The following is a 25,724-nucleotide window of genomic DNA, read 5'->3' on the forward strand; positions in this document are numbered from 1 at the left end:
TCGCGGCCATGGCGAATAGCCCCCCTCAGGAAGGTGGTTGCGGTCTTCTCGTGACGATTTGAAAGGTAGTCCGATGTATCGGGGCTTTCCAGCAAAGTAAGGCTTCCCGAACACGACTTCGGCCGCCCTGCACCAAGCGGTGCGGGCGGCCGAGGAGTTGGGGAGTCGCAGGTCAGGCCTTGGTGCCGGGCTCCGGTCGGTCCGATTCGGCGGGGGCCTCGGCCGGCGTCTCGGCGGGGGTCTGGTCGCCGGTGGCGGACTCCGGTGCGGACACCGTCAGTTCGCCCACGTTCGAGGCCGGGTCGATGCTGTCCGGAGCCTCCCGGCCGGGGCGCAGCCTGCCGACCACCACCAGGTAGACGATCGCGGCGACGAAGGTGAGGATCGCGGTCCACTCGTTCAGGCGCAGGCCCAGGAAGTGGTGCGCCTCGTCGATCCGCATCCCCTCGATCCAGAAGCGGCCGACGCTGTACGCGGCGACGTAGATCGCGAAGGCCCGGCCGTGGCCGAGGGTGAAGCGCTTGTCCGCCCAGATCACCAGCAGCGCGACGCCGACGCACCAGAGCGACTCGTAGAGGAAGGTCGGGTGGAAGACCCCGTCCACCACGGTGCCGTCCGCCTCGACCTTGTGGATCTCCAGGCCCCACGGCAGGTCGGTGGCCCGGCCGTACAGCTCCTGGTTGAACCAGTTGCCCCAGCGACCGCAGGCCTGGGCCAGCGCGATGCCCGGGGCGATCGCGTCGGCGTAGGCGGGCAGCGGCACGCCCCGGCGGCGGGCGCCGATCCAGGCGCCGACGGCACCGAAGGCGATCGCGCCCCAGATTCCGAGGCCGCCCTCCCAGATCTTCAGGGCGTCGACCGGGTTCCGGTCCTCCCCGAAGTACAGCTGGTTGTCGGTGATCACGTGGTAGAGGCGGCCGCCCACCAGGCCGAACGGCACCGCCCAGACGGCGATGTCCCCGACGGTGTGCTTGGCGCCGCCCCTGGCGACCCAGCGCTTGCTGCCGAGCCAGACGGCCACGACGACACCGATGATGATGCAGAACGCGTAGGCGCGCAGCGGGACCGGCCCCAGGTAGAGGACGCCCCGCGACGGGCTCGGAATGTATGCGAGATCCATGGCAGGGTCGACGCTACCCGACCCCGCCCGGCACTCCTGCACCGCGCGGGGTCACAGCTTCCGAACGTTCGCTACTGGGCCGGCGAGGCGGGCGCGGAGGCCACCGTGCCGAGCTGCTTGCCGGCGTTGGCCTCGTCCACCCACTTCACCAGGTTCTCCGGGGAGATCTGCTCGCCGGCCGCGTTCTTCGGGTAGACCGGCTGGCCGTTGAGCAGCACCGTCGGGGTCGACTTGTAGCTGGACTTGTCGAAGTCCTGCTGCACCGCCGAAACCCAGTCCGCGTACTTGTTGTCGTTGACGCAGCTCTCGAAGGCCGGCGAGTCCAGGCCCGGCACCTGCTTGGCCAGGTCGATCAGGGTCGACTTGGTGCCGAAGGTGTCGGCGGTCTCCTCGGGCTGGTTCTTGTAGAGCACGTCGTGGTAGGCGCGGAACTTGCCCGCGTCCTGCGCGCAGCCGAGCGCGTTGGCCCCGTACTTGGAGCCCTTGCCCCCGAGCGAGCGGTCGATGAAGGAGACGATGTGGTAGTTCCCCTGGAGCTTCCCGGCGTCCTCCAACTGGTCGACCGTGGAGGCGAATTCACGCTCGAAGATGCCGCAGGCGGGGCACCGCGGGTCCTCGTAGACGGTGAGCGTCGAGGGGGCGTTGGACGGGCCGTCCGGGATGACCAGGTTCTTCTCGCCGATCGTCCCGGCCGGGTGGGCGACGGGGGTGTCCGGCTTGTCGCGCTGGTTCTGCACCACCACGCCGATCACCACGCCGACCGCGATCACGGCCAGCACCGCGCCGCCGATGACCAGCTTCTTCTTGCGCTTGTCCCGGGCCTCCTCCGCAGCCCGCTCCTCCAGCATCCGCTCGCGGGCGGTGCGCTTGCCTTCTCGGTTCTTCTCGCTCATGTCTCGGTACGTCCAAGGTGGGGGCCGGGTGGGCGGGGAAAGTCGTCGGGAGTCCGTCAGGTCCGGGGCGGGCGCGGGCCGTTCAGGCGTTGAGCCAGGCGTCGGCCGAGAGCTTGGTCCTCGGCCGCCAGACCAGCCAGGCGGCCAGCAGCAGGAAGCCGGTGTCGCGCGCGATCTCCTGCGCGTACTCGGTCTTCGAGGAGTCGACCGCACCGCCGCCGCCGAAGCAGCCGCAGTCGATCGAGATGCCCCGGGCCCACGCGGAGGCGATCCCGGCGATGAAGGCGAGCAGCAGCAGGGCCGAGACCGCCGCGACGATCCGGGTGCCCAGACCGATCAACAGCAGCAGGGCGAGCGTCACTTCGAGGAACGGCAGCCCGTAGCCGACCGGCTTGACCAGGGACTCGGGCAGGATCTCGTACGCCCGCACCGCCTGGGCGGCCTCCGCCGGATCGGCGATCTTCGCCAGCCCGGCCCAGGCCCAGACCACCGCCAGGCCGAGCCGGACCACCAGCCCGAACCACTCACCGGGCGGACCGTCCACCGCCCTGCGCAGGGCGGACCCGCCGCCCGGACGCTCGGCGGTCTGCTCACTGGCCATCGGGTGTCCTCCCCCATCGGTGCGTCGTGACGTGGCTGCCGCTCACGCTTCCTGATGAACCGTAGGGGATGAATGGCGGTTACTCCACATTCGCGCCTTAAGCCGAATGAGTGATGGAATAGTGCGTATGTCCGATCTCACTGACGGTGGGTCAGCGCAGCTGGCGGCAGCGCAGCCGCTCGGCCGCCGAACCCAGCGGGGGCCGGCCCTCCGGCTGCGAGCGCCCGGCCCGGGCCGCCGAGTCCGCGCTGGCCAACTGCCCGCAGCGGTACGCCTCGTGCTCGGCCCGCTCCACCCCGCGCCGGGCCATCGCCGGGCCGACGGTCGCCTCCGCCCCCATCGCGACGCCGAGCACCAGGGCGGCGACCGCCGCCCGGAGCAGGACGGCGCGCTGGAAACAGGGCACTGGATGGACTCCTTCGGTCGGGAACGGTCCGTACCGCACACGAACTCGTCCCTCCACTCAACGCCGGTCAATCCCCCCCGATGCGTCGGAGCCAGGTACTTCACCCGGACGGGGCAGCCCGCCGGTGTGTCCCGCCTGACGCGGCAATGGCGGAGCGCCCCGCAGGGGCGCGAGGAACTGCGCGAATCGGAAGGCGGACCAGCGCTGGATCGGGGCACGCGAGCCAGTTGCACGTGCTGCCGTTCCCCTGCGCGCAGTTCCTCGCGCCCCTGCGGGGCGCTCCCGAGCGTGGCGCGGCCCGGGGTGACGAAGGCCCGTGCGCCCCCCGGAGGGGGTTCGCACGGGCCTCGGTCGGGCGGCGAGTGGCGTCAGCGCTTGCGGACGCCCTCGGCCAGCTCGGCGGCGAGCGAGCGGACCGCGTCCAGCGCGGCCGGCTCGCCGTCCGCGTCCAGGATGCGCTGGACGAAGGCGGAGCCGACGATCACGCCGTCGGCGAAGCCGGCCACCTCGGCGGCCTGGGTCGCGTTGGAGACCCCGAGGCCGACGCAGACCGGCAGCTCGGTGGTGGCCCGGGTCCGGGCGACCAGGTCCTCGGCCATCGAGCCGACGGCGGCCCGGGTGCCCGTCACGCCCATCACCGCGGCGGCGTAGACGAAGCCGGAGCCGGCCGCCGTGACCTCGGCCAGCCGGGCGTCCTTGCTGCTCGGCGCGACCACGAACACGGTGTCCAGACCGTGCTCGGCCGCGGCCGAGCGCCACTCGCCGGACTCCTCCACCGGCAGGTCGGGCAGGATGCAGCCCGCTCCCCCGGCGGCCGCCAGGTCGGCCGCGAAGCGGGCCACGCCGTAGCGCTCGACCGGGTTCCAGTACGTCATCACCAGGACCGCGGCCTCCGGGTGGGCGTCGGCCACCTCGGCGACGGTGCGGATCACGTCCTTGATCTTCACGCCACCGCGCAGCGCGATGTCGTCGGCGGTCTGGATGACCGCGCCGTCCAGCACCGGGTCGGAGTGCGGCAGGCCGATCTCGACCACGTCGCAGCCGCCCTCGATCAGCGCCTTCACGGCGGCGATCCCGCCGTCCACGGTCGGGAAGCCGGCCGGGAGGTAGCCGATCAGGGCCGCGCGGTCCTCCGCCTTGGCGGCGGCCAGCACGGAGCTCAACTTCGAAGCCATGATCACTTGCCCCCGTTGCTGTCGTTCTGCGCGGCGTCGTACAGGCCGAAGTACTCGGCGGCGGTGTGCATGTCCTTGTCGCCGCGGCCGGAGAGCGAGACCAGGATGGTCGCCTCCGGGCCCAGCTCGCGCCCGAGCTTGAGCGCCCCGGCGAGCGCGTGGGCGCTCTCGATGGCCGGGATGATCCCCTCGGTGCGGGACAGCAGGCGCAGCGCCTGCATCGCCTCGTCGTCGGTCACCGGACGGTACTCGGCCCGGCCGGTGTCCTTCAGCCAGGCGTGCTCCGGGCCGACGCCCGGGTAGTCCAGGCCGGCCGAGATCGAGTGCGACTCGATGGTCTGGCCGTCCTCGTCCTGCAGCACGTAGGTGCGGGAGCCGTGCAGCACGCCCGGGTCGCCCTTGGTCAGGGTGGCCGCGTGCTTCTCGGTGTCCACGCCCTCGCCGGCCGCCTCGCAGCCGATCAGCCGGACGCCCGCGTCCGGGATGAACTCGTGGAAGATGCCCATCGCGTTGGAGCCGCCGCCGACGCAGGCGACCACGGCGTCCGGGAGCCTGCCGGTGCGCTCCAGCACCTGCTCGCGGGCCTCCACGCCGATCACCCGGTGGAAGTCCCGGACCATGGCCGGGAAGGGGTGCGGCCCGGCGACCGTGCCGAACAGGTAGTGGGTGTCGTCGACGTTGGCCACCCAGTCGCGGAAGGCCTCGTTGATGGCGTCCTTGAGGGTGCGGCTGCCGGACTTCACGGCCACCACCTCGGCGCCGAGCATCCGCATCCGGGCCACGTTCAGCGCCTGGCGCTGGGTGTCGACCTCGCCCATGTAGATGGTGCAGTCGAAGCCGAACAGCGCGCAGGCGGTGGCGGTGGCCACGCCGTGCTGGCCGGCGCCGGTCTCTGCGATGATCCGGGTCTTGCCCATCCGGCGGGTGAGCAGGGCCTGGCCCAGCACGTTGTTGATCTTGTGCGAGCCGGTGTGGTTGAGGTCCTCGCGCTTGAGCAGGATCCGCGCCCCGCCGGCCTCGGCGGAGAACCGGTGCACGTCGGTGAGCGGGCTCGGGCGGCCGGTGTAGTCCTTCAGCAGCCCGTCCAGCTCGGCCGCGAAGGCCGGGTCGGCCTTGGCCTTCTCGTACTCCTCGGCGACCTGCTCGACGGCGGCGACCAGCGCCTCCGGGATGAAGCGGCCGCCGTACGCCCCGAAGTACCCCCGGGCGTCGGGGACCTGGGTGCCTGGCAGGTAGTCCTTTTCGGACATGGCAGTTACGTCCTCGTGAATCGGTGAAGTGGCGTGCATGGCATGCGTGCTGACGGAACGTCAGCCGTGCGTGCGTCGCCATCGCCGACCGGGGACCTGCCCCGGCTCACAACCGATCACGTACCGGACCCGCCGCCCCAGCACCCGGCGCGCGGGCGCGCGGCAACCGCGCGGCCGGCAGCCGGGAGCGAGGCGGGCGTTCATCTGCGGGTCAGCCCCGTCCGTTGTTGCGCAGCGCCGGGTGGGCACCGGCGGCGACCAGGTCGGCCACGGCCGCCTTCGGGTCCCGGCCGGTCACCAGCGACTCGCCGACCAGCACCGCGTCCGCGCCGAGGTTGGCGTAGGCGATCAGGTCGTGCGGGCCGCGCACGCCGGACTCGGCCACCTTCACGATGTGCGCCGGGATGGCGTCCACCACGTTGCCGAAGGTGTTCCGGTCCACCTCGAGGGTCCTGAGGTTGCGGGCGTTGACGCCGATGATCTTCGCGCCGGCGTCCACCGCGCGCGCGATCTCCTCCTCGTCGTGCACCTCGACCAGCGGGGTGAGCCCGATCGACTCGGCGCGCTCGATGAGCGACACCAGGGCCGGCTGGTCCAGGGCCGCCACGATCAGCAGCGCGAGGTCGGCGCCGTGGGCGCGGGCCTCCCAGAGCTGGTAGGCGGTGACGATGAAGTCCTTGCGCAGCAGCGGGGTGTCCACCGCCGCCCGGACGGCGTCCAGGTCGGCCAGCGAACCGCCGAAGCGGCGCTGCTCGGTCAGCACGCTGATCGCGGCGGCACCGCCGGCCGCGTAGTCGAGCGCCAGGGCCGCCGGGTCGGCGATCGCCGCCAGGGCCCCCTTGGACGGGCTGGAGCGCTTGACCTCGCAGATCACCCGGACGCCGTCGCCGCGCAGCGCGGCCACTCCGTCCTTGGCGTCGGGGGCCTTCGCGGCCAGCTCCTTGAGCTGGTCCAGGGAGACCCGGGACTGCCGCTCGGCGAGGTCCTCACGGACCCCGTCGATGATCTCGTCGAGCACACTCACGCGGGCGCCCCCATCATTCCGCCGGGCACATGCCCGGCTCGTCGGGTGTTTCACCGCGGGCGGCGGACCACGTCCTGCTCCGTCCTGCTGAACGGCGCGGAACTTCCGGCCCCCGTCGGCTCCTCGATGGTATCGGGCGCGGGGGGCGCGAACCGCATCCGCCCGGCGCGCGTCTCGCGGAGCGGACCCGGCCGTACGCCGTCGCGTGGGCTCCGTCAGAGCACCGGGGGCGCCAGCCCGGCCCCGACCGGGAGGTTGCGGTAGACCATGAAGACCGCCAGCACCAGCAGCAGGAGCACCGTCTGCGGCAGCCCGAACCGGACCTTCGGCGCCCGCCCACCGGTCAGCGCGGCCCAGAGCCAGCCGCTCCACAGCACCCCGACGACCATCGCCAGCACCACCACCAGCAGGTTGTCGTGCGCGGCGGTGGCCAGGTCCCCGTGGGCCAGCGCGTGCACCGCTCGCAGCCCCCCGCAGCCCGGGCACCACCAGCCGGTGGCGGCCAGCACCGGGCAGACGGGGTAGTGGCCCGGGGCGTTCGGGTCGACCGCGGCCACGTAGACGGTGGGAACGGCCACCGCCACCAGCGCCAGCAGCGGACGGACCGTCCGGCGCGCCCGGGAGGGCGGGGCGGCGGCGGGCTTCGGCTGCGGGGCGGCGGTCACAGGGCCGATTCTGCCCCCGGGGCCGGGGCGCATCCCTCAGCCGGCGGTGCGTGTCATGCGAACGGGAGCGGCGGGGCGCTCCGCGCGCCCCACCGCTCCCGTTCGTCGACCGTGGATCAGACGCCCGCGGCGGCCTTGGCGGCCAGCTCGCGACGGGCGAGGGTCTCCTCCGGGGTGGCGAAGTACGGGCTGGGCTGCTTGCCCATGCCGGCCATCGACATCGCCTTGCCGACGACACCGCCGAGCAGGACCACGCCCAGGCCCACCCAGAAGAGCCAGACGGCGGGGATGATCATCGCAACGCCGCTGACCGTGAAGCCGATGAAGGCGATGGTCGAGCCGGTCCAGGCGGCGGGGGTGTGGCCGTGCGCGGTTGCCGACATCTGATGGTGCTCCTTGAATCTGCGGGGCCCGGCCGGACTGCGGGCGCCCGTCGGGTTGACTCGTCCATTGTGCCGGGCCCACACACCCGACCCCAAGCGGGGGTCCGCCGCGGTCACCCCGGGGGCCGAAGGCCCAGGGGCGCGAGGAACTGCGCGAGTACGGAAGGCGGCCCAGGGTGAGATCGGGGCACGTCAGCCAGTTGCACGTACTGCCGTTCCCCTGCGCGCAGTTCCCCGCGCCCCTGGAGGCCCCTGCGGGGCCCCGGGTCGACCACCGCTACGCCGTCGGGTCCTCGCCGCGGTCGAGGGCCTGCCAGATGTCCGCGGGGGTGCCCGCACCCTTGGGCTTCGGCGCCGCCTTCCGGGCCGGGGCCTCGTACCGGGCACCCATGGCCGGCCAGGACCGGCCGTGACGCACCGTCAGGGCGCCCGCCACCGCAAGCAGCAGTCCGCCGGCGAAGGCGACCCAGGGCCAGGCGGTGTGGCTCACCTGCTCGGCCGAGGCGCTCACCAGGGCCAGCTTCTTGGCCGCCGCCGAGTGCAGCGCGGCACCGTCGGTGGCGCCCAGCACCGCGGCCACCGCCGCACCGAGCCCGGCCAGCGTCAGCAGCGCGCCCACCACCAGCTTGCCGACCCCGCGCACCGCGAACACCGCCACCGCCGAGGCCAGCCCGACCAGCGCCAGCCCGCCCGGCAGGCCCGACACCGCGCTCCCGGTCGCCGACACCTCCAGCTGACCCCCGGCCGTCCCCTCGGCCCACACCCGGCTCACCGCGGTCAGCACCAGCACCGCCCCCAGCACCGTGCACCCCAGCATCACCCCGAGCATCCGCCGCCCCTTCGGGCTCGGAGCAGCGGTCTCGACGGGTTCGGCGGTACGGGGCGAAGGCAGCTCGGTGGTCACCCGTCCACTATCCCCGAGCCGTACACCGACGGTTCACCGGGGGTCAGCCGGAGGCCTTCAGCGTGTTGGCGGTGGCGACGGCGCGCAGGACGGCGGCGGCCTTGTTGCGGCACTCGGTGTCCTCGGCGTGCGGGTCGGAGTCGGCGACCACGCCGGCGCCGGCCTGGACGTAGGCGGTGCCGGAGCGCAGGAGGGCGGTGCGGATGGCGATGGCGGTGTCGGAGTCGCCGGCGAAGTCGAGGTAGCCGACGCAGCCGCCGTAGAGGCCGCGGCGGGTGGGTTCGAGCTCCTCGATGATCCGCATGGCGCGCGGCTTGGGGGCGCCGGAGAGGGTGCCGGCCGGGAAGCAGGCGGTGAGCACGTCGAAGGCGGTGCGGCCGGGGGCGACCTTGCCGGTGACGGTGGAGACGATGTGCATCACGTGGCTGTACTTCTCGATCGACATGAAGTCGACCACCTCGACGCTGCCCGGCTCGCAGACCCGGCCCAGGTCGTTGCGGCCCAGGTCGACCAGCATCAGGTGCTCGGCCCGCTCCTTCGGGTCGGCCAGCAGCTCGGCCGCCAGCTCGGCGTCCTCGTGCGGGGTGGCGCCCCGGTGCCGGGTGCCGGCGATCGGGTGCAGCATCGCCTGACCGTCCGTCACCTTGACCAGCGCCTCGGGGCTGGAGCCGACCACGTCGAAGCCGCCCTCGGCGGTGCCGTCCGGGCCGGGGAAGCGGAACAGGTACATGTACGGGCTGGGGTTGGTGGTGCGCAGCACCCGGTAGACGTCCAAGGCCTTTGCTGCGCAGGGCACTTCGAAGCGCTGCGAGGGCACCACCTGGAAGGCCTCGCCGGCCCGGATGCGCTCCTTGACCTCCTCGACGGCGGCCCGGTAGGGCGCCCCGCCGAACGGCGAGTGCGGCTCCACGGCGGTCGGGGTGAAGGTGGCCAGGCCCGGGTCGACCGGGCGGGCCAGGTCGGCCTGCATGGCGTCCAGGCGGGCCACCGCGTCCGCGTACGCCTCGTCCACGCCCGAGGCCAGGTCGTTGTGGTTGACCGCGTTGGCGATCAGCACCACCGAGCCGTCGGCGTGGTCCAGCACCGCGAGGTCGGTGGCCAGCAGCATGGTCAGCTCGGGGAGCTGGAGGTCGTCCGGGGTGAGGTTGGGCAGCTTCTCCAGCCGCCGCACCACGTCGTAGCCGAGGTAGCCGACCAGGCCGCCGGTGAGCGGCGGCAGGCCGTCGTCGTCGTGGCGCGGGGTGTGCAGCGCCTCCAGGGTGGAGCGCAGCACCGCGAGCGGGTCGCCGGTGGTGGGGATGCCGACCGGCGGGGTGCCGTGCCAGCGGGCGTTGCCGTCCCGGTCGGCGGTGAGCGTGGCGGCGCTGCGGACCCCGACGAAGGAGTACCGCGACCAGTTGCCCTGCTCGGCCGACTCCAGCAGGAAGGTGCCCGGTCGCTCCCCGGCCAGGCTGCGGTAGAGCCCGATCGGGGTGAGGCCGTCCGCGAGGAGCCGACGGGAGACCGGGATGACCCGGGTGTCCACTGCGAGTTTGCGGAAGGTCTCGAGATCCATGGGGCTGGGCACCGTTCGGTCGAAGGGGAGGTCAGCGGTTCAGGAGAGCGGGAGCACGTCGGCGTCGAAGCAGGTGCGGGCGCCGGTGTGGCAGGCCGCGCCGGTCTGGTCGACCTTCACCAGCAGGGTGTCCCCGTCGCAGTCCAGGGCGACCGACTTGACCGCCTGGACGTGGCCGGAGGTGTCGCCCTTCACCCAGTACTCGCTGCGGCTGCGGCTCCAGTAGGTGCAGCGGCCGGTGGTGAGGGTGCGGTGCAGCGCCTCGTCGTCCATCCAACCGAGCATCAACACCTCGCCGGTGTCGTACTGCTGGGCGACGGCGGGCAGCAGGCCGTCGGCGGTCCGCTTCAGCCGGGCGGCGATCGCCGGGTCGAGCGCGGTGCTGCCGGGGGCGGCGGGAGTGATCGACATGGGGCCCATTGTGGCAGCTCGGCCCCGCTCCCCCGGCCCTCGTCCGGGCACCGGGCACCCCGCGCCCGGCTCATCCCGCTGACGGGCTCTCACATCCGGTCGGCCAGACCACCTCCACGTACAACCCGGCCGCCCTGGCCGCCGCGACCAGCTCGGCCGGGGCACCGGGGGTGACGCCGTCCCAGACCGCGACCAGCTCGTCGATCATCCCGACCATCGCCCGGCAGGTGTCGTCGCCGAGGCCGCCGTACTGCTCGGGCGCCAGGCGGTGCACCGCGTTGGCCTGGTTGAGCAGGGAGCGGACGGTGGAGCGGGCGGGCCCGGCGAAGGCGCCCGCCTGGGCCGTGGACGCGGACAGGACGACCTCCAGCTTGCCGCCGTGGTCCAGCACGGACTGGGCGAACCAGCTCTCCGGCCCCTGGCCCAGGCAGCTGACGCCGATCAGGTCGTGCGGGGTGTGCGAGGTGACGAGGCGCCAGAGCTCGCCCCGGACCAGCATCTCGCTGAGGTCGGAGAGACCCTCGTGACCGACGATGCCTACGCGCATGAGTTGACCCCTTGGGTGAGGGTCGTGCCGCAGGCAGGGTACCCGTGCGGGGCGGCGTCCCGGCGGGGCGGGGCCTCAGTACAGGGTGATCCGGATGCGGCGGGCCGGGCGGTCCAGCCAGGGGCCGAAGACGTTGTTGGCCAGGAAGGCGCCGGCGGCGCTCAGCAGGGCGACCACCACGGGGAGGGTGGGGGCCTCCATCAGCAGGTAGAGCGGGGACTCGGGGATGACCAGGCCCCAGACCGCGAAGGAGAAGGCGGCCATGAAGGTCTCCGCGACGGGGCCCCGGCGGTCCCGGCCGGGAGGCTTCTTGACGGGGGTCTCCACGGCGGCCGGAGCCGCGGCCGCCCCGACGGCCGGGACGAGGGCGGACGCGCCGGCGGGGCCGTCCACCCCGGGCGGCTTCTGCGGCGGGGCCGTGACGGGCGGCTCGGCCGCGGGTTCCTGTCCCTGCTCCGCGGGCGGCGCCTTGTCGAGCGAGTACGCGAGCGGCACGGCCAGGACCGTCGCCAGCACGCAGCCGCCGTAGAGCCACCACCGCAGCGGGAGGTAGCTGTCCTGGGCGTCGGCCGCCAGCACGCTGGTGAGCACGCCGAGCACGGTGGTGTAGAGCGCCACCACCTCCACCGGGACGGTGTTGTGAGCAGCGAGCTGAGATCGGTGGCCTTCTCCTGGGGCTCCGCGGCCTCGCCACCGCCGCCCTGCTGCCCCTGGGCCGGCTGGGCCGGCCGGACCGCGACGGCCTTCGCTCCCGGCGGGCCGAGCACGGGCAGCGCGGCCGCCCTGGTGCGGATGTGGGCCCCCTTGGCGATGCTGCGGATGGTGCTCATCGGATCCTCCGGGTGGATTCGCGGATCCCGTCGCCGAGGCCGACGGGACCGGGTGGTGTCAGAGGAGGACGTCCGGCCCGTCCTGGTGGGCGAGGCAGGCGCGCAGGTCCTGGACGTAGCAGTGGTCGAAGGCGTGCGGCGCGGTCACCGTGCCGCCGACGAGGTGGCCCAGCAGACGGCCCCGGTACGGGCCGGAGTCGACCATCGCGAGGCTGCCGGAGTCGCCGTACCCGAGCGGTTCCGAGGTGACGACCTGCCAGAGCGTCAGCCACTGCCGGTCGGCGTCGCCGAGCTGTTCGAGGGCGCCGGTGACGGTGCCCCGGCAGCGGCCGGAGCGGCCGCCGTAGACGGAGACGGCGAGCGGCCCGTACGGCGGGCCGGGTGCGGGCAGCGGGCCGGCGTGGGTGACGGTGGCGGTGTCGTCCGGCGGGGCGATCCGGACCACCGCGTAGTCGTAGCCGCCGATCGGCCCGAGGCCCAACGGGTCGTTCCAGCGCACCACTTGGCCGCTCACCCAGCCGACCGGAGCGCCCCGTCCGGTGGCCGCGACCTCGACCCGGCCACCGCTGCCGGAGACCAGGTGCCCGGCCGTCAGGAAGGCCGGGGCGCCCAGGTGGGTGCAGGTCAGGCCGACGGTGCCCCGGCCACCGGGCGGGGCCACCACCTGGTCGGTCGGGTCGATCCGGGCGGCCGGGACCGGACGGCCCGTCACGTCGATCCGCGTTCCGGGCGCGAGCTCCCAGCCGGCCAGCAGGTCCGTCACCGGCGAGCCCTCGCTCCGGAGGTCCTCCCAGCGGTACCGGCCCGGTCCGGCCACTCCGGCCTCGGCCGCGTTCACCACCACCAGCGGAGAGCCCCACCGGCCGTCGGCCCCGGGTGCGCTGCCGACGCCCCAGACCAGCGGCCGCCGGAGGGGTTCGGTGCGCCCGAGGGCCGACCGCAGCAGGGCCAGCAGCCGGCGCGTCTCGACGCATAAGCGCTGCGTCCGCGGATCCGTGGGCTCCCACCACATGGGGTGCCTCCCGTGGCTCGTCCTCCCTCCATGCTGCTGCCGCCCGCCGGGCTCCGCGCGGCCTGGGCCGGCTCCGGGAACGGGCTGACGGGACGGGGGGCGGGCGGACAGAATGTGGGCTCCGGAGAGTCGAGGGGGTCTGGGATGAGGCGGCGTCGGGTGGTGGCCACGGTGGTGGCCGTGCTGGTGCTGGTCGTGGGGGCCGTGGTGCTGTTCTGGCCGGAGCCGGCGAGGAAGCCGGCGGCCGCCCCGCCGCCGAGCCCGAGCGCCTCGCCCAGCCCCTCGCCGACCCGGGAGCGGCCGCCCTACCCGTTCTTCTGGCCGGGCGAGTGCTTCGACCACCCGCAGCTCAGCAAGGTGATCACGCTGCCCGAACTGCGCCCCTGCGAGGCCCCGCACGACGGCGAGGGGGTGGCCGTGGTCAAGCTCCCGGAGGGCCTCGCGGACGACGCCGACATCGCCCGGGCGCTGCGCCAGCTCTGCGAACCCGCGGCCGCCGAGTGGCAGGCACGGCAGCCCTCCGGCGGCCCGTACTACGGCTACCCGATCGGGCCGTCCGTGAAGCACTACGCCCAGGGCCACCGCGACGCCTCCTGCACCCTCTCGGCCAGCAACAGCCAGCAGGGCCGCAAGCTCACCGGCCACCTCGCCGGCTCGACCGCCGCCCCCTGACCACGAACGGCACGGCCCGGTGCTGGTCCGCCTTCCTTCCGGGCAGTTCCTCGCCCCCTGGGGGTCACCACGACGGCGCCCCCGGTCGCCGGTCCGTCTAAGGTGGCCGCATGACGAGCTTTGCGCGCGGGGAGCGGGAGCGGCTGGCCGATCTGCTGGCGGCGGCGGGGCCGGAGGCGCCGACGCTCTGCGTCGGGTGGACCACGCGGGACCTGGCGGCCCATCTGGTCCTGCGGGAGCGGCGGTTGGACGCGGCGGCCGGCATCCGGATCGGGCCGCTGGCGGGGTGGACGGCGCGGGTGCAGGAGCGCTACCGGGCCCGCCCGTACGAGGAGTTGCTGCGGCTGGTGCGCACCGGCCCGGGGTTCTCGCCGTTCGCGCTGCCCGGGGTGGACGAGGCGGCCAACCTGGTCGAGTACTACGTGCACGCCGAGGACGTCCGCCGGGCCGGGCCCGGGTGGAAGCCGGAGCCGGTCGCCCCGTCGATGGCCGAACTGCTCTGGAAGCGGCTGCCGATGCTGGTCCGGCTGGAGGCCGGGCGGCGGCTGCCCGTGCTGCTGGTGCTGCGGCGCCCGGACGGCCGGTCGGTGGCGGTCGGCCGGCAGGGCGGACCGGCGGTCGAGGTGCGGGGCGAGCCGGGCGAGTTGGTGCTGTACGCCTTCGGGCGCGGCGAACGGGCGGCGGTCGAGGTCGCCGGGGAGCGCGAAGCGATGGAGGCGCTCCGGGTGGTCCTGCCGTTCGGGTGACGGGCCGTCAGGCCCGACGCGCGGTTGTCGGTGGGCGGTGGCAGGCTGGGCGGGTCCGACCGACCCGTCCTCCTCCGAGGGAGCTCTCCGCCATGCTCAGCACCGACTTCCGGACCGGTTCGCCGAACTGGCTGGACCTGGGCAGCCCCGACACCGCGGCGGCCGCCGCCTTCTACGGGGCGGTGTTCGGCTGGTCCTTCGAATCGGCCGGGTACGAGGCCGGCGGCTACGGCTTCTTCCGGCACGACGGGAGGACGGTCGCCGCGCTCGGCCCGCTCACCGAGGAGGGCGCGCACTCCGCCTGGACGGTGTACTTCCACACGCCCGACGCGGACGGCACCGCGAAGGCGGTCGAGCAGGCCGGTGGGACCGTCCGGGTTTCCCCCGACGACATCCCCGGGGCGGGCCGGCTGGCGGCGTTCACCGATCCGGCGGGCGGTCAGTTCGCTGTCTGGCAGCCGGGCGGGATCGCCGGCCTGGAGGCCACCACCGTCCCGGGCAGCTTCTGCTGGGCCGAGCTGCACACACCCGACCCGACGGGCGCGCGGGGCTTCTACGGCGCGCTCTTCGGCTGGCGCTACGAGCAGGTCGAGGTGCCCGGGATGACGTACACCGTGCTCTCCACCGCCGAGGGCGAGGACCAGCAGCGCGCCTCCTTCGGCGGCATCGCCCCGGCCCAGCCCGGCCACGACGAGGCCGGCTGGCTCCCCTACTTCGAGGTCACCGACCCGGACGCGACCATCGAGCGCGCGACGACCCACGGCGGCGCCGTGCTGCTCCCCGGCATGGACGCCCCCGGCATCGGCCGGATGGCCTGGCTCACCGATCCGTTCGGCGCCCGCTTCGCCATCATCCGCAGCGAGGCCTGACGGCCGGTCGGCACGAGGGGCCCGGGCGGGCGGCACGACGGGGACACGCAGGCGCCGGGGAACGGACGGGGAAGGCGGTGCGGGCCACCAGGGCCCGGGCGGATGGCACCCGGCCGTCGGGGCAGGGGCCGGACGGGCAGCGGGTGCCGGCCGCCGGGGCAGCCGGGGCTGCCTGACACCTCCTCAAGTCCCCCCGTGTCCCGGATCAGCTGCTGACAGCGCGACCACTCGTGTGCGAAGCTGCACGAATTCGCCACCCGGACCCGCGGGGGCACGGGGGACGTACGGGGGAACACCACCATGGGCGGACGTGTGCCCGGACCGGGGAGCCGGCTGCGGCCGGTGCTGGCCCTGGTGGCGGTGGGCTGTCTGGCCTTCGCCGCGTTGGCGCTGCGACCGTCGGAGGGGCCCTCCCTGCTGAAGGCCACCGGACCGCTCGCGCGGTACGGCCCGCTGCTCGGCCTGGCCTTCGGGGCCGCCGGGATCGCGGTGATCGTGAAGTACCGCACCGTGCTCGCCGAGGCGATGCAGGGGAAGCTGAGCCCGGTGGCCGAGCGCCTGGCCGGGGCCGCCACCGCAGTGCTGCGGGTGACGGTCGTGGTGCTGCCGCTGTTCCTGCTGCTGCTCTCCGCGAAGTCCTGCGAGCACCCTCCCGCCCCGGAGCCCGGCCCGAGCCCCTCCCCCTCGCTGAGCCGCGGGCCGGACCCGGGGATGCCCAGCACCAAGACCTCCTGGGTCGAGATCCTGGTGGCCCTGATCGGGCTCGCCCTGGTGGTGCTGCTGGTGGTGACGGTGGTGGTGATGGTGGTCCACTGGCTGCGCGAGCGCCGACGACGCCTGCACCGCCTGCGCTTCCGGATCACCAAGGGCGCCGGGGCGGTCAGCGAGGAGGCGCTGGCCGAGGCGGTCGCCTCCGGCCGCCGGGCGCTGACCGGCGACGACGCCCGGACCGCCGTGATCGCCTGCTACCTGGCCATGGAGACCTCGCTGGCCGAGTCCGGCGTGGTCCGGCACGATTCGGACAGCCCGGCGGACCTGCTGCACCGGGCCGCCCTGGCCGGGGTGGTGACGGGGCCTCACCCGCAGTCGCTGGCCACGCTGTTCCGGGAGGCCCGCTACTCCAGCCACCCGATGGGCGAGCCGCACCTGGCCCGGGCCCGGTCCGCGCTGGACGCCATCGCCGCCCAACTCGGCCACCCCGCCGAGCCGTCCGACGCGGAGCCGTCCACCACCGGGCCGTCCACCACCGGGCCGTCCGACGCCGGGCAGCCGGCACCGACCGGGGAGGCCCGATGACGGGGCGGTACGCCCAGGGGCGCCACCGGCCGGACCCTCAGGTCCGCACCGGGACCCGCCTGCTCCGCGAACGCCCGGTCGGCCGGTGGTCGCTGGCCGTGCTGGCCGGGACGGCGGCCGCCGCCGAGACCGTGCTGGCCCTGACCGCCGGGGCGGCCGTCGCGACCGGCGGGGCCCTGCTGTTCGCGGCGGTCGGGCTGGTCACCGCCCGGTACGTGGCCGGAGCCGAGTCCGAGGACGGCCTGTCCTCCCGTACCCAGCGGATGGTCGAGCAGCGGACGGCCGGCCTGGGCGACTGGCGCCCGGCGGTGGAGGGCGCGCTGGCCGGCCACCCGGAGGACGTGGCGCTGCTGCGCGCACGGCTGCAGCGCCTCTACGACTCCCGGCTGACGGAACGTCACGGCGTCTCGCTGCACCACGCGCCGCGGGCGGCCGCCGCCCTGGTCGGGCCGGGCGTCTGGCGGCTGATCGACCTGGACACCGAGTTCGACGGCCCGGTGCCGCCCGCCCTGCTCCGCTCCGCCGTGGACGGTCTGCAGACCGTCTGACCCGCGCCACCACCACCCCGACGACCAGTCCCCGAGGAGTCCCGTGACCATCACCGAAGCCGCAGCCGCGGCCCCCGCCGCCCCGCTCCCCGCGCTGACCCCGCGTCAGGCCGGCGAGCTGGCCCGCGAGGTGCTGGCCGAGGTCGGCGGCGCCGTGGTCGGCAAGCCGGAGGCGCTCGAACTGGTGATGCTCGGCGTGCTGGCCGGCGGCCACGTGCTGATCGAGGACCTGCCCGGCCTGGGCAAGACCCTGCTGGCCCGCTCCTTCGCCACCGCGTTGGGCCTGGACTTCCGGCGCATCCAGTTCACCCCGGACCTGCTGCCCTCGGACGTCTCCGGCGCGCCGTTCTACGACCAGTCCAGCGGGGAGATGGTCTTCCGGCCCGGCCCGGTCTTCACCCACCTGCTGCTGGCCGACGAGATCAACCGCACGCCCCCGAAGACCCAGGCCGCGCTGCTGGAGGCGATGGCCGAGGCCCAGGTCTCGGTGGACGGGGTGACCAGGAAGCTGCCGGACCCGTTCGTGGTGATCGCCACCGCCAACCCGATCGAGTACGAGGGCACCTACGGACTGCCCGAGGCGCAGCTGGACCGCTTCCTGCTCCGGGTCCGGATGGGCTACCTGGCCGCCGAGCAGGAGGAGGCCATGCTCCGCGCCCGGCTGGACCGTTCGGCCCCCGAGCCCACGGTGCGCAGGCTCACCGACCCGGCCCAGGTGCTGGCGATGCGCGCCGCCCTGGAGCGGGTCGAGGTGGACGACGACCTGGTGGCGTACGTGGTGGCCCTGCTGGCCGCCACCCGCGCGCACCCGCAGATCCAGGTCGGCGCCTCGCCGCGCGGCGGGCTGGCGCTGGTCCAGCTGGCCCGGGCCCGGGCGGTGCTGGACGGCCGGGACTACGTGGTGCCGGAGGACGTCAAGAGCCTGGTGGTCCCGGCCCTGGCCCACCGGATCTCGCTCCAGCCGGAGCTGTGGGTGCGTCAGATCAACGCCGACGAGGTGGTGGCCGGGCTGATACCGAGCGTCAAGGCCCCGCAGACCGTCCCGGCCGCCGCCGCTGCCGCCGCCGCCCGCACCGCCGACGGGGCCGGCCGGCCGTGAACCTGACGCCCCGTCGGGGAGCGGCCGCGCCCGGCGGGCCGGCCCCGCTCGCCCTGGTCCAGCCGCCCGCCGAGCCGCCCACCCACTGGCGGGCCGGCGAGCGGACCCTGCGGCTGCTCACCGTCACCGTCGCGGCGGTGGCCGCCGCCCTGCTCACCGGCCACGCCTGGGTGCTGGCGGTGGCGGCCGGCCCGCTGGTGCTGCTGGTGCTGGCCACCTCCGGCGAGGGCCGTCCGACGGTCGGCGGCGCCGAGGCCACGGTCTCCGCCCGCCGCCTCTTCGAGGGCGAGACCGTCGAGGCCCGGATCGAGCTCGCGGTCGGCGGCACCCACGGACGGATCGTCCCCCGTCCGTACCCGGGCCCCGGGGTCGCGGTGGAGGCGGTGGACGTCACCGGCACCACCGTCACGCTGCGGCTCACCCCGCACCGCTGGGGCCGGTGGAGCCTGGGCACGGTGGACGTGGACGTGTACGACGGCGGCGGGCTGGCCCGGCGCACCGTCCGGGTGGAGCTGGGCGAGGCGCAGGTCTTCCCGATGCCCACCCACTCCGCGCTGACCCCGATCCCGGTCCGGCTGCCCGAGCGGCTCGGCGAGCACACCGCCCGCCAGCGCGGCGAGGGCGTGGAGGTGACGGGCGTGCGCCCGCACGTCTGGGGCGAGCGGCAGCGCCGGATCCACTGGCCGTCCACCACCCGGCGGGGCTCGGTGCAGCTCAACCAGTTCGCGGCCGAGCGGGCCGCCGACACGGTGGTGCTGCTGGACGCGCTCGGCGACTACTACGACCCGTCCAACGGCGTCTCCAGCCTGGACGAGACCGTGCGGGCCGGCGCCGGGATCGCCAAGGCCTACCTGCGCAGCCACGACCGGGTCGGCGTGCTGTCGATCGGCGGCACCACCCGCTGGCTGGTCCCGGGCACCGGCGGGGGCTACTTCCACCGCCTGGTGGAGACGGTCCTGGAGGTCCGCCGTGACCTCGGCTACCACCTCCCCGACCTGGCCGGGCTGCCCCGTCAGGTGATCCCGGCCGACGCCCTGGTGTACGTGATCACCACGCTCACCGACCACCGGGTGCTGGAGGTGCTGCGGCACCTGACGGCCCGGGGGAACCCGGTGGTGGTCATCGAGGTGCCGATCGGCTCGCCCCGGCACGACGTCCGCGCGCTGAGCTCGGCCCGCCGGGAGGCCGCCGAGCTCGCCGTCCGGCTCTGGCAGGCGGACCGCGAGGCCAGCCGCTTCGCCCTGCGGGCCCGGGGCGTCCCGGTGCTGCCGCTCACCCCGGACGCCGGGCTGGACCTGACCCTGGCGCCGCTGCTGCGCGCCCGGGTCCAGGGGAGGAACCGATGAACCGTCACCTGCCGTCGTCCGCCGGGACCGCACGCGCGCTCGGCGTCGTCCTGGTGCTGGGCGCCGACGCCGCGGTGACCACCACGCCCGCCGTCTGGCTGACGCTGCTGCCCTTCACCCTGCCGTTCGCCTGGTTCGCCGCCCCGCCCCCGCCCGGCCTGGTCCCGACCGGGTCCAGCTGGCAGGCCCAGCTCTCCCGTCGGCGCACCACCGCCTTCGCGACCGGCTGCACCCTCACCGCCGCCCTCGGCGACCCGCCGCTCTGGCTGGCGGCCGCCCTCACCCTGCTGCTGCTCGGCTACTTGCTGCACCTGGACGGCGCCGACCCGGACGCGGCCGACGACGCCCGGCGCCCCCGCCGGGCGGTGGCGGCCTCCTTCGGCTCCGCCGTCCTGGTCCTGCTGGCCGCGGCCGCGCCGCTGGGCTCCTCCGCGCCCGGCCCGCTGGTCGCGGTGCTGGCGGTGGCCGGCGCGGCGGCGGCCTGCGCCCTGGCCCTCCGCGGCTCCCCCGCCGACCGGGACGACGAAGGCCCCCGGCCGGAGTGAACGGCGGGGGCCTTCGGGGTGGGTCGGTCAGCGGACGGGGTGTCCGCTCTCCCGCAGGCTGTCCTTGACCTGACCGATGGTCAGGTCGCCGAAGTGGAAGACGCTGGCGGCCAGCACCGCGTCCGCGCCGGCGTCCACCGCCGGGGCGAAGTCGGCCAGCTTGCCGGCCCCGCCGGAGGCGATCACCGGCACCGACACGGTCTTTCGGACGGCCCGGATCATCTCCAGGTCGTAGCCGTCCTTGGTGCCGTCGGCGTCCATCGAGTTGAGCAGGATCTCGCCCGCGCCGAGCTCGGCGGCCCGCCCCGCCCACTCGACCGCGTCCAGGCCGGTGCCCTGGCGGCCGCCGTGGGTGGTGACCTCGTAGCCGGAGGCGGTCTCGGTGCCCTCGGGGCAGCGGCGGGCGTCCACCGAGAGCACCAGCACCTGGCGGCCGAAGCGGGCGGCGATCTCCCGGATCAGCTCGGGGCGGGCGATGGCGGCGGTGTTGACGCCGACCTTGTCGGCCCCGGCCCGCAGCAGCCGGTCGACGTCCTCGACGGCGCGGACGCCGCCGCCGACGGTGAGCGGGATGAAGACCTGCTCGGCGGTGCGGCGCACCACGTCGTAGGTGGTCTCCCGGTCGCCGGAGGAGGCGGTGATGTCGAGGAAGGTCAACTCGTCGGCGCCCTGGGCGTCGTAGAGCTTGGCCAGCTCGACCGGGTCGCCGGCGTCGCGCAGGTTCTGGAAGTTGACGCCCTTCACCACCCGGCCGGCGTCCACGTCCAGGCAGGGGATGACTCGTACGGCGAGGGTCACTGCTTCGTACCTTCCAGGGTGCTGGCGAGCCCGGTGCGGTGGGCGTCGATCTCGATCTCGACCATCATCCGGGAGTCGATCAGGCCCTCCACCACGACCATGGTGGCGGCGGGCCGGGCGTCGGCGAACAGCGCGGCGTGCGCGCGGCCCACCTCTTCGGCGTCCCGGACGTGGGTGATGTACATCCGGGTGCGGATCACGTCGGCGGCGGTCAGCCCGTAGGCGGTGAGGGCCTTGAGGCCGATCTCGAAGGCGGCCAGGGTCTGGTGGTACGGGTCGCCCTCGTGGGCGATCGCACCGTCGACCCAGGCGGTGGTGCCGGCCACGTGCACGTAGTCACCGGCGGCCACCGCGCGGGAGTAGCCGAACTCCGCCTCCCACGGGGAGGCGCCGCTCAGCTTGCCGCCGACCAACCGGTACTCCGTCATGAAACCGCCTCCAAGGCCTCGGCGAGGGTGAACTTGCCCTCGTAGAGTGCCTTGCCCACGATCGCCCCCTCGACACCCAGGCCGGTGAGTCCGGCGATGGCCCGCAGGTCCTCCAGCGAGGAGACTCCGCCGGAGGCGACCACCGGGCGGTCGGTGGCGGCGCAGACCTTGCGCAGCAGTTCGAGGTTGGGGCCGGTCAGGGTGCCGTCCCGGTCGACGTCGGTGACCACGTAGCGGGCGCAGCCCTCGGCGTCCAGCCGGGCCAGCGCCTCGAACAGGTCGCCGCCCTCGCTGGTCCAGCCGCGGCCGCGCAGGGTGGTGCCGACGACGTCCAGGCCGACCGCGATCCGGTCGCCGTGCTCGGCGATGGCCTTGGCCACCCACTCGGGCTTCTCCAGCACGGCGGTGCCGAGGTTGACCCGGCGGCAGCCGGTGGCCAGCGCGGCGGCCAGCGTCTCGTCGTCGCGGATGCCGCCGGAGAGCTCGACCTTGATGTCCAGCGCGCCGGAGACCTGCCGGACGATCTCGCGGTTGTCACCGGTGCCGAACGCGGCGTCCAGGTCCACCAGATGCAGCCACTCGGCGCCCGCCTCCTGCCAGGCCAGGGCGGCCGCGAGGGGCTCGCCGAAGGACTTCTCGGTGCCGGACGCGCCCTTGGTCAGACGGACGGCCAGGCCGTCGCGGATGTCGACGGCGGGCAGCAGTTCGAGGCGGCTCATCGGTGCAACTTTCCTGATCTGTAAGGGAGTTGTCAGGTTTTCAGAGGGTGTTGACCCAGTTGGTCAGCAGCGCGGCACCCGCGTCGCCGGACTTCTCGGGGTGGAACTGGGTGGCCCAGAGCGGGCCGTTCTCCACCGCCGCGACGAACGGGTGGCCGTGGGTGGTCCAGCTGACCTTGGGGGCGCGGATGTTCTCGTTGGTGATCCGCAGCTCCCACTCGCGCACGCCGTAGGAGTGCACGAAGTAGAAGCGGGTGTCGGCGTCCAGGCCGGCGAACATCCGGCTGCCCTCGGGCACGTCCACCGTGTTCCAGCCCATGTGCGGGACGACCGGGGCGTCCAACGGGCCGACCGTGCCGGGCCACTCGTCGCAGCCGGCCGTCTCGACGCCGTGCTCGACGCCCTTCTCGAACAGGATCTGCATGCCGACGCAGATGCCCATCACCGGGCGGCCGCCGGACAGCCGGCGGCCGATGATCTGCTCGCCGCGGACCGCCTTGAGGCCGCGCATGCAGGCCTCGAAGGCGCCGACGCCCGGCACCAGCAGGCCGTCGGCGTCCATCGCGGTCTTGAAGTCGGAGGTCACGGTGACGTTCGCGCCGGTCCGCTCGACCGCGCGCTGGGCCGAACGGAGGTTGCCCGAGCCGTAGTCGAAGACCACAACGTTCTTTGCCATCAGGGGAGTTCCGTCTCTTGCTAGTGACTCAGAGCCGCATCAGGCCGGAGGCGAGGCACATCACGGCGCCGAACGCGAGGACCGCGATCACGCCCTTGGACTGCTTCTGCTTCCAGAACGAGTAGACGCCACCGGTCAGGAAGAGCCCGACGATGATCAGCAGAGTTGACGCGGTCACAGTGCACCCTTGGTCGAGGGGAGGATGCCCGCCGCGCGCGGGTCGCGCTCGGAGGCATAGCGGAGTGCCCGCGCCAGCGCCTTGAACTGGCATTCCACGATGTGGTGGGCGTTCCGACCGTACGGCACGTGCACGTGCAGGGCGATGGCGGCCTGGGCCACGAAGGACTCCAGGATGTGCCGGGTCATCGTGGTGTCGTAGCTGCCGATCATCGGCGCCATGTTCTCCGGCTCGGTGTGCACCAGGTAGGGGCGGCCGGAGAGGTCCACGGTGACCTGGGCGAGCGACTCGTCCAGCGGCACGGTGCAGTTGCCGAAGCGGTAGATGCCGACCTTGTCGCCGAGCGCCTGCCGGAAGGCGGCGCCCAGCGCGAGGGCGGTGTCCTCGATGGTGTGGTGGGTGTCGATGTGCAGATCGCCCTCGGTCTTCACGGTGAGGTCGAAGAGACCGTGGCGGCCGAGCTGGTCGAGCATGTGGTCGTAGAACCCGACGCCCGTGGAGATGTCGGTCTTGCCGGTGCCGTCCAGGTCGATCTCGACCAGGACGGCGGTCTCCTTGGTGGTGCGCTCGATGCGTCCGATGCGGGACATGAGGGTCAAAGCTCCTTGGTGGCGGTGCGGACGGCGTCGAGGAACGCGTCGTTCTCGGCCGGGGTGCCGGCCGTGACGCGCAACCAACCCGGGACGCCGTTGTCGCGGACCAGCACGCCTTGGTCGAGGATGGCCTGCCACACCGCGTGGGTGTCGGCGAAGCGGCCGAACTGGATGAAGTTCGCGTCGGAGTCGGTGACTTCGAGGCCGAGCCCGCGCAGCGCGGTGACCAGCCGGTCCCGCTCGGCCTTCAGCCGCTCCACGTAGCCGAGCAGGGTCTCGGTGTGCTCCAGGCAGGCCAGCGCGGTGGCCTGGGTGACGGCGCTCAGGTGGTACGGCAGCCGGACCAGCTGGACCGCGTCCACCACCGCCGGGGCCGCCGCCAGGTAGCCGAGCCGCAGCCCGGCGGCGCCGAAGGCCTTGGACATGGTGCGGGTGACCACCAGGTTGGGCCGGCCCTCGATCATCGGCAGCAGCGAGGCGCGGTGCGAGAACTCCACGTACGCCTCGTCCACGATCACCAGGCTGGGCCGGGCCGCCTGGGCGGCCTCGTAGAGCGCCAGCACGGTGTCGGCCGCGACGGCGGTGCCGGTCGGGTTGTTCGGCGAGCAGACGAAGACCACGTTGGGCCGCTGCTCGGCGATCGCCGCCTCGGCCGCCTCCAGGTCGATGGTGAAGTCCTCGTTGCGCGGCCCGGAGATCCACGTCGTGCCGGTGCCGCGGGAGATGAGGGCGTGCATCGAGTACGAGGGCTCGAAGCCGAGCGCGCTGCGGCCGGGGCCGCCGAAGGTCTGGAGCAGCTGCTGGAGGACCTCGTTGGAACCGTTGGCGGCCCAGACCTGGTCCTTCGTCACCCGGTGGCCGGTGGTGTCGCTCAGGTACGCGGCCAGGCCGGTGCGCAGCTCCACCGCGTCCCGGTCGGGGTAGCGGTTGAGGTTGCGGGCCGCCTCGGCCACCCGCTCGGCGATCCGGGCCACCAGCGGCTCGGGCAGCGAGTACGGGTTCTCGTTGGTGTTCAGCTGGACGGGCACGTCCAACTGCGGTGCGCCGTACGGGGACTGGCCGCGCAGCTCGTCCCGGATCGGGAGGTCGTCGATGTTCGTCACGCGTCCGGAACCGTCCATCCGAATCGGGCCTTGATGGCGTCGCCGTGCCCCGGGAGGTCCTCGGCGGTGGAGAGGTTGACCACGTGCGCGGCGATGCCCGCCAGCGCGTCGCGGTCGTACTCGACGACCTGCACGCCGCGCAGGAAGGTCTGCACCGACAGGCCGGAGCTGTGGCAGGCACAACCCCCGGTCGGCAGCACGTGGTTGGAGCCGGCCGCGTAGTCGCCGAGCGAGACCGGGGTGTACCGGCCGAGGAAGACCGCGCCCGCGTTGCGGACCTTCGCCGCGACGGCGTGCGGGTCCCGGGTCTGGATCTCCAGGTGCTCGGAGGCGTAGGCGTTCACCACGTCCAGGCCCTGGTCGAGCGAGTCGACCAGGATGATGCCGGACTGCGGGCCGCCCAGTGCCTCGGCCACCCGCTCGGAGTGCTTGGTCTTCGCGACCTGCGTCTTGAGCTCGGCCTCCACCGCCTCGGCCAGCTCGGACGAGTCGGTGACCAGCACCGAGCCCGAGGTCGGGCCGTGCTCGGCCTGGCTGATCAGGTCGGCGGCCACCTCCGCGGCGTCCGCCGTGTCGTCCGCGAGCACCATGATCTCGGTCGGGCCGGCCTCGGAGTCGATGCCGATCTTGCCCGCGAAGTAGCGCTTGGCGGCGGCCACGTAGATGTTGCCCGGCCCGGTCACCACGTTGACCGGCTCGCACTCCTCGGTGCCCAGCGCGAACATCGCCACCGCCTGCGCACCGCCGACCGCGTACACCTCGGTGACGCCCAGCAGCTGACAGGCCGCCAGGATGGTCGGGTGGACGCGCCCGCCGAAGGCCTTCTGCGGCGGGGAGGTGACGGCGATCCCCTGGACGCCGGCCTCCTGCGCGGGGACCACGCTCATCACCACGGAGGACGGGTACACGGCCAGGCCGCCGGGGACGTACATGCCGACCCGGTCGACCGGGATCCAGCGGTGCGTCACGGTGCCGCCGGGCACCACCTGGGTGGTGTGCCCCTCGCGGCGCTGGTCGGCGTGCACGATCCTGGCGCGGCGGATCGACTCCTCCAGTGCGGCGCGCACCTTCGGGTCCAGCGTCTCCAGGGCCTCGGCCAGCTGCTCGGCGGGCACCCGGGTGGACTCCAGCCGGACGCCGTCGAAGCGCTCGGTCAGCTCGATCAGCGCCGTGACCCCACGATGGCGTACGTCCTCCGCGATCGGCCGCACCTTCTCCAGGGCGGCTTCCACGTCGAACTCGGCACGGGGCAGCACGGAGCGCGGGTCGACGGAGGAGCCGCGCAGATCGATTCGAGAGATCACGTGCCCCAGTGTAAGGAGTGGCCGGAAC

The 25,724-nt window shown here is 74.0% G+C and carries 32 protein-coding genes; 8 read left to right on the plus strand and 24 right to left on the minus strand.

Going from position 1 to position 25,724, the window contains the following annotated elements; translation table 11 throughout:
* Nucleotides 1–172: 172 nt before the first annotated feature.
* From lgt to ACWCYY_RS25755, 16 genes are all read right to left on the minus strand, one after another.
* On the minus strand, nt 173–1,120 hold the full coding sequence (gene lgt, locus ACWCYY_RS25680) for a prolipoprotein diacylglyceryl transferase (protein WP_345284323.1): 948 nt from the start codon (nt 1,118–1,120) through the stop codon (nt 173–175).
* 71 nt (nt 1,121–1,191) lie between these two features.
* The gene (locus ACWCYY_RS25685; protein WP_345284325.1) at nt 1,192–2,013 is read right to left on the minus strand and encodes a DsbA family protein; all 822 of its coding nucleotides are present in this window, start codon (nt 2,011–2,013) and stop codon (nt 1,192–1,194) included.
* Between the two features lie 82 nt (nt 2,014–2,095).
* Entirely contained in the window at nt 2,096–2,614 is a 519-nt protein-coding gene (locus tag ACWCYY_RS25690; protein ID WP_345284327.1) for a MauE/DoxX family redox-associated membrane protein, read from the minus strand.
* 151 nt (nt 2,615–2,765) lie between these two features.
* Complete coding sequence (locus ACWCYY_RS25695; protein ID WP_345284329.1) at nt 2,766–3,020, minus strand: hypothetical protein; 255 nt, start codon at nt 3,018–3,020, stop codon at nt 2,766–2,768.
* A gap of 368 nt (nt 3,021–3,388) precedes the next feature.
* The gene (trpA, locus tag ACWCYY_RS25700; protein ID WP_345284331.1) at nt 3,389–4,195 is read right to left on the minus strand and encodes a tryptophan synthase subunit alpha; all 807 of its coding nucleotides are present in this window, start codon (nt 4,193–4,195) and stop codon (nt 3,389–3,391) included.
* 2 nt (nt 4,196–4,197) lie between these two features.
* The gene (trpB, locus tag ACWCYY_RS25705) at nt 4,198–5,445 is read right to left on the minus strand and encodes a tryptophan synthase subunit beta (RefSeq protein WP_345284333.1); all 1,248 of its coding nucleotides are present in this window, start codon (nt 5,443–5,445) and stop codon (nt 4,198–4,200) included.
* Between the two features lie 60 nt (nt 5,446–5,505).
* Nucleotides 5,506–5,649 (minus strand): tryptophan biosynthesis modulator TrpM, encoded by a 144-nt coding sequence (gene trpM / locus ACWCYY_RS25710; protein WP_380148896.1) that lies wholly within the window; start codon nt 5,647–5,649, stop codon nt 5,506–5,508.
* A 7-nt stretch (nt 5,650–5,656) separates the two neighbouring features.
* The gene (gene trpC, locus ACWCYY_RS25715) at nt 5,657–6,469 is read right to left on the minus strand and encodes an indole-3-glycerol phosphate synthase TrpC (protein ID WP_345284335.1); all 813 of its coding nucleotides are present in this window, start codon (nt 6,467–6,469) and stop codon (nt 5,657–5,659) included.
* Nucleotides 6,470–6,684: 215 nt separating this feature from the next.
* Nucleotides 6,685–7,134, minus strand: coding sequence for a DUF2752 domain-containing protein (locus ACWCYY_RS25720; protein WP_345284336.1), 450 nt, complete (start codon nt 7,132–7,134; stop codon nt 6,685–6,687).
* A gap of 116 nt (nt 7,135–7,250) precedes the next feature.
* A complete protein-coding gene (locus tag ACWCYY_RS25725; protein ID WP_345284338.1) occupies nt 7,251–7,517 on the minus strand; it encodes an HGxxPAAW family protein in 267 nt (88 codons plus the stop codon).
* Between the two features lie 277 nt (nt 7,518–7,794).
* Entirely contained in the window at nt 7,795–8,421 is a 627-nt protein-coding gene (locus tag ACWCYY_RS25730) for a TIGR02234 family membrane protein (protein WP_345284340.1), read from the minus strand.
* 43 nt (nt 8,422–8,464) lie between these two features.
* A complete protein-coding gene (locus ACWCYY_RS25735) occupies nt 8,465–9,976 on the minus strand; it encodes an anthranilate synthase component I (RefSeq protein WP_449797372.1) in 1,512 nt (503 codons plus the stop codon).
* A gap of 39 nt (nt 9,977–10,015) precedes the next feature.
* Entirely contained in the window at nt 10,016–10,387 is a 372-nt protein-coding gene (gene hisI, locus ACWCYY_RS25740; protein ID WP_345284344.1) for a phosphoribosyl-AMP cyclohydrolase, read from the minus strand.
* A gap of 70 nt (nt 10,388–10,457) precedes the next feature.
* Complete coding sequence (locus tag ACWCYY_RS25745; protein WP_449797373.1) at nt 10,458–10,934, minus strand: hypothetical protein; 477 nt, start codon at nt 10,932–10,934, stop codon at nt 10,458–10,460.
* Nucleotides 10,935–11,009: 75 nt separating this feature from the next.
* Nucleotides 11,010–11,561, minus strand: a complete 552-nt coding sequence (locus tag ACWCYY_RS25750; RefSeq protein WP_449797374.1) for a hypothetical protein — start codon at nt 11,559–11,561, stop codon at nt 11,010–11,012.
* Nucleotides 11,562–11,822: 261 nt separating this feature from the next.
* On the minus strand, nt 11,823–12,776 hold the full coding sequence (locus ACWCYY_RS25755; RefSeq protein WP_449797375.1) for a hypothetical protein: 954 nt from the start codon (nt 12,774–12,776) through the stop codon (nt 11,823–11,825).
* A 144-nt stretch (nt 12,777–12,920) separates the two neighbouring features.
* Between ACWCYY_RS25755 and ACWCYY_RS25760 the strand changes: the two genes are divergently transcribed.
* The 8 genes from ACWCYY_RS25760 (at nt 12,921) to ACWCYY_RS25795 (ending at nt 19,897) form a co-directional block, all read left to right on the plus strand.
* The gene (locus tag ACWCYY_RS25760; RefSeq protein ID WP_380148899.1) at nt 12,921–13,448 is read left to right on the plus strand and encodes a hypothetical protein; all 528 of its coding nucleotides are present in this window, start codon (nt 12,921–12,923) and stop codon (nt 13,446–13,448) included.
* Between the two features lie 110 nt (nt 13,449–13,558).
* Entirely contained in the window at nt 13,559–14,194 is a 636-nt protein-coding gene (locus ACWCYY_RS25765; RefSeq protein ID WP_380148901.1) for a TIGR03085 family metal-binding protein, read from the plus strand.
* A 92-nt stretch (nt 14,195–14,286) separates the two neighbouring features.
* The gene (locus ACWCYY_RS25770; RefSeq protein WP_449797376.1) at nt 14,287–15,063 is read left to right on the plus strand and encodes a VOC family protein; all 777 of its coding nucleotides are present in this window, start codon (nt 14,287–14,289) and stop codon (nt 15,061–15,063) included.
* A gap of 300 nt (nt 15,064–15,363) precedes the next feature.
* A complete protein-coding gene (locus ACWCYY_RS25775) occupies nt 15,364–16,359 on the plus strand; it encodes a DUF4129 domain-containing protein (RefSeq protein ID WP_449797377.1) in 996 nt (331 codons plus the stop codon).
* The gene (locus ACWCYY_RS25780; protein WP_380148905.1) at nt 16,356–16,907 is read left to right on the plus strand and encodes a hypothetical protein; all 552 of its coding nucleotides are present in this window, start codon (nt 16,356–16,358) and stop codon (nt 16,905–16,907) included. Before ACWCYY_RS25775 ends, ACWCYY_RS25780 begins: the two co-directional genes overlap by 4 nt.
* 43 nt (nt 16,908–16,950) lie before the next feature.
* The gene (locus tag ACWCYY_RS25785) at nt 16,951–18,006 is read left to right on the plus strand and encodes an AAA family ATPase (RefSeq protein WP_449797378.1); all 1,056 of its coding nucleotides are present in this window, start codon (nt 16,951–16,953) and stop codon (nt 18,004–18,006) included.
* Nucleotides 18,003–19,352, plus strand: a complete 1,350-nt coding sequence (locus tag ACWCYY_RS25790; RefSeq protein ID WP_449797379.1) for a DUF58 domain-containing protein — start codon at nt 18,003–18,005, stop codon at nt 19,350–19,352. Before ACWCYY_RS25785 ends, ACWCYY_RS25790 begins: the two co-directional genes overlap by 4 nt.
* Nucleotides 19,349–19,897, plus strand: coding sequence for a hypothetical protein (locus ACWCYY_RS25795; protein WP_449797380.1), 549 nt, complete (start codon nt 19,349–19,351; stop codon nt 19,895–19,897). The genes ACWCYY_RS25790 and ACWCYY_RS25795 overlap by 4 nt, the downstream gene beginning before the upstream one ends.
* A gap of 27 nt (nt 19,898–19,924) precedes the next feature.
* Here ACWCYY_RS25795 and hisF read toward each other — a convergent pair whose 3' ends face one another.
* Genes hisF through hisD form a run of 8 tightly spaced genes read right to left on the minus strand, consistent with a single transcriptional unit; the run spans nt 19,925 to nt 25,696 of the window.
* A complete protein-coding gene (hisF, locus tag ACWCYY_RS25800; RefSeq protein ID WP_345286378.1) occupies nt 19,925–20,695 on the minus strand; it encodes an imidazole glycerol phosphate synthase subunit HisF in 771 nt (256 codons plus the stop codon).
* Entirely contained in the window at nt 20,692–21,123 is a 432-nt protein-coding gene (locus ACWCYY_RS25805; RefSeq protein ID WP_345286380.1) for a RidA family protein, read from the minus strand. Before ACWCYY_RS25805 ends, hisF begins: the two co-directional genes overlap by 4 nt.
* Nucleotides 21,120–21,842 (minus strand): bifunctional 1-(5-phosphoribosyl)-5-((5-phosphoribosylamino)methylideneamino)imidazole-4-carboxamide isomerase/phosphoribosylanthranilate isomerase PriA, encoded by a 723-nt coding sequence (gene priA / locus ACWCYY_RS25810; protein WP_396292209.1) that lies wholly within the window; start codon nt 21,840–21,842, stop codon nt 21,120–21,122. Before priA ends, ACWCYY_RS25805 begins: the two co-directional genes overlap by 4 nt.
* Before the next feature lie 40 nt (nt 21,843–21,882).
* Nucleotides 21,883–22,518 carry an imidazole glycerol phosphate synthase subunit HisH gene (hisH, locus tag ACWCYY_RS25815; RefSeq protein WP_345286384.1) on the minus strand — a complete coding sequence of 212 codons (636 nt, stop codon included), beginning with the start codon at nt 22,516–22,518 and terminating at the stop codon, nt 21,883–21,885.
* Between the two features lie 28 nt (nt 22,519–22,546).
* A complete protein-coding gene (locus ACWCYY_RS25820; RefSeq protein WP_345286386.1) occupies nt 22,547–22,696 on the minus strand; it encodes a hypothetical protein in 150 nt (49 codons plus the stop codon).
* Nucleotides 22,693–23,286 (minus strand): imidazoleglycerol-phosphate dehydratase HisB, encoded by a 594-nt coding sequence (gene hisB / locus ACWCYY_RS25825; RefSeq protein ID WP_345286388.1) that lies wholly within the window; start codon nt 23,284–23,286, stop codon nt 22,693–22,695. Before hisB ends, ACWCYY_RS25820 begins: the two co-directional genes overlap by 4 nt.
* Nucleotides 23,287–23,291: 5 nt before the next feature.
* Nucleotides 23,292–24,392 carry a histidinol-phosphate transaminase gene (locus ACWCYY_RS25830; RefSeq protein ID WP_449797381.1) on the minus strand — a complete coding sequence of 367 codons (1,101 nt, stop codon included), beginning with the start codon at nt 24,390–24,392 and terminating at the stop codon, nt 23,292–23,294.
* Nucleotides 24,389–25,696, minus strand: coding sequence for a histidinol dehydrogenase (gene hisD / locus ACWCYY_RS25835; protein WP_345286392.1), 1,308 nt, complete (start codon nt 25,694–25,696; stop codon nt 24,389–24,391). The genes ACWCYY_RS25830 and hisD overlap by 4 nt, the downstream gene beginning before the upstream one ends.
* Nucleotides 25,697–25,724 lie beyond the last annotated feature (28 nt).

The sequence above is a fragment of the Kitasatospora sp. NPDC001664 genome, from assembly GCF_053596675.1.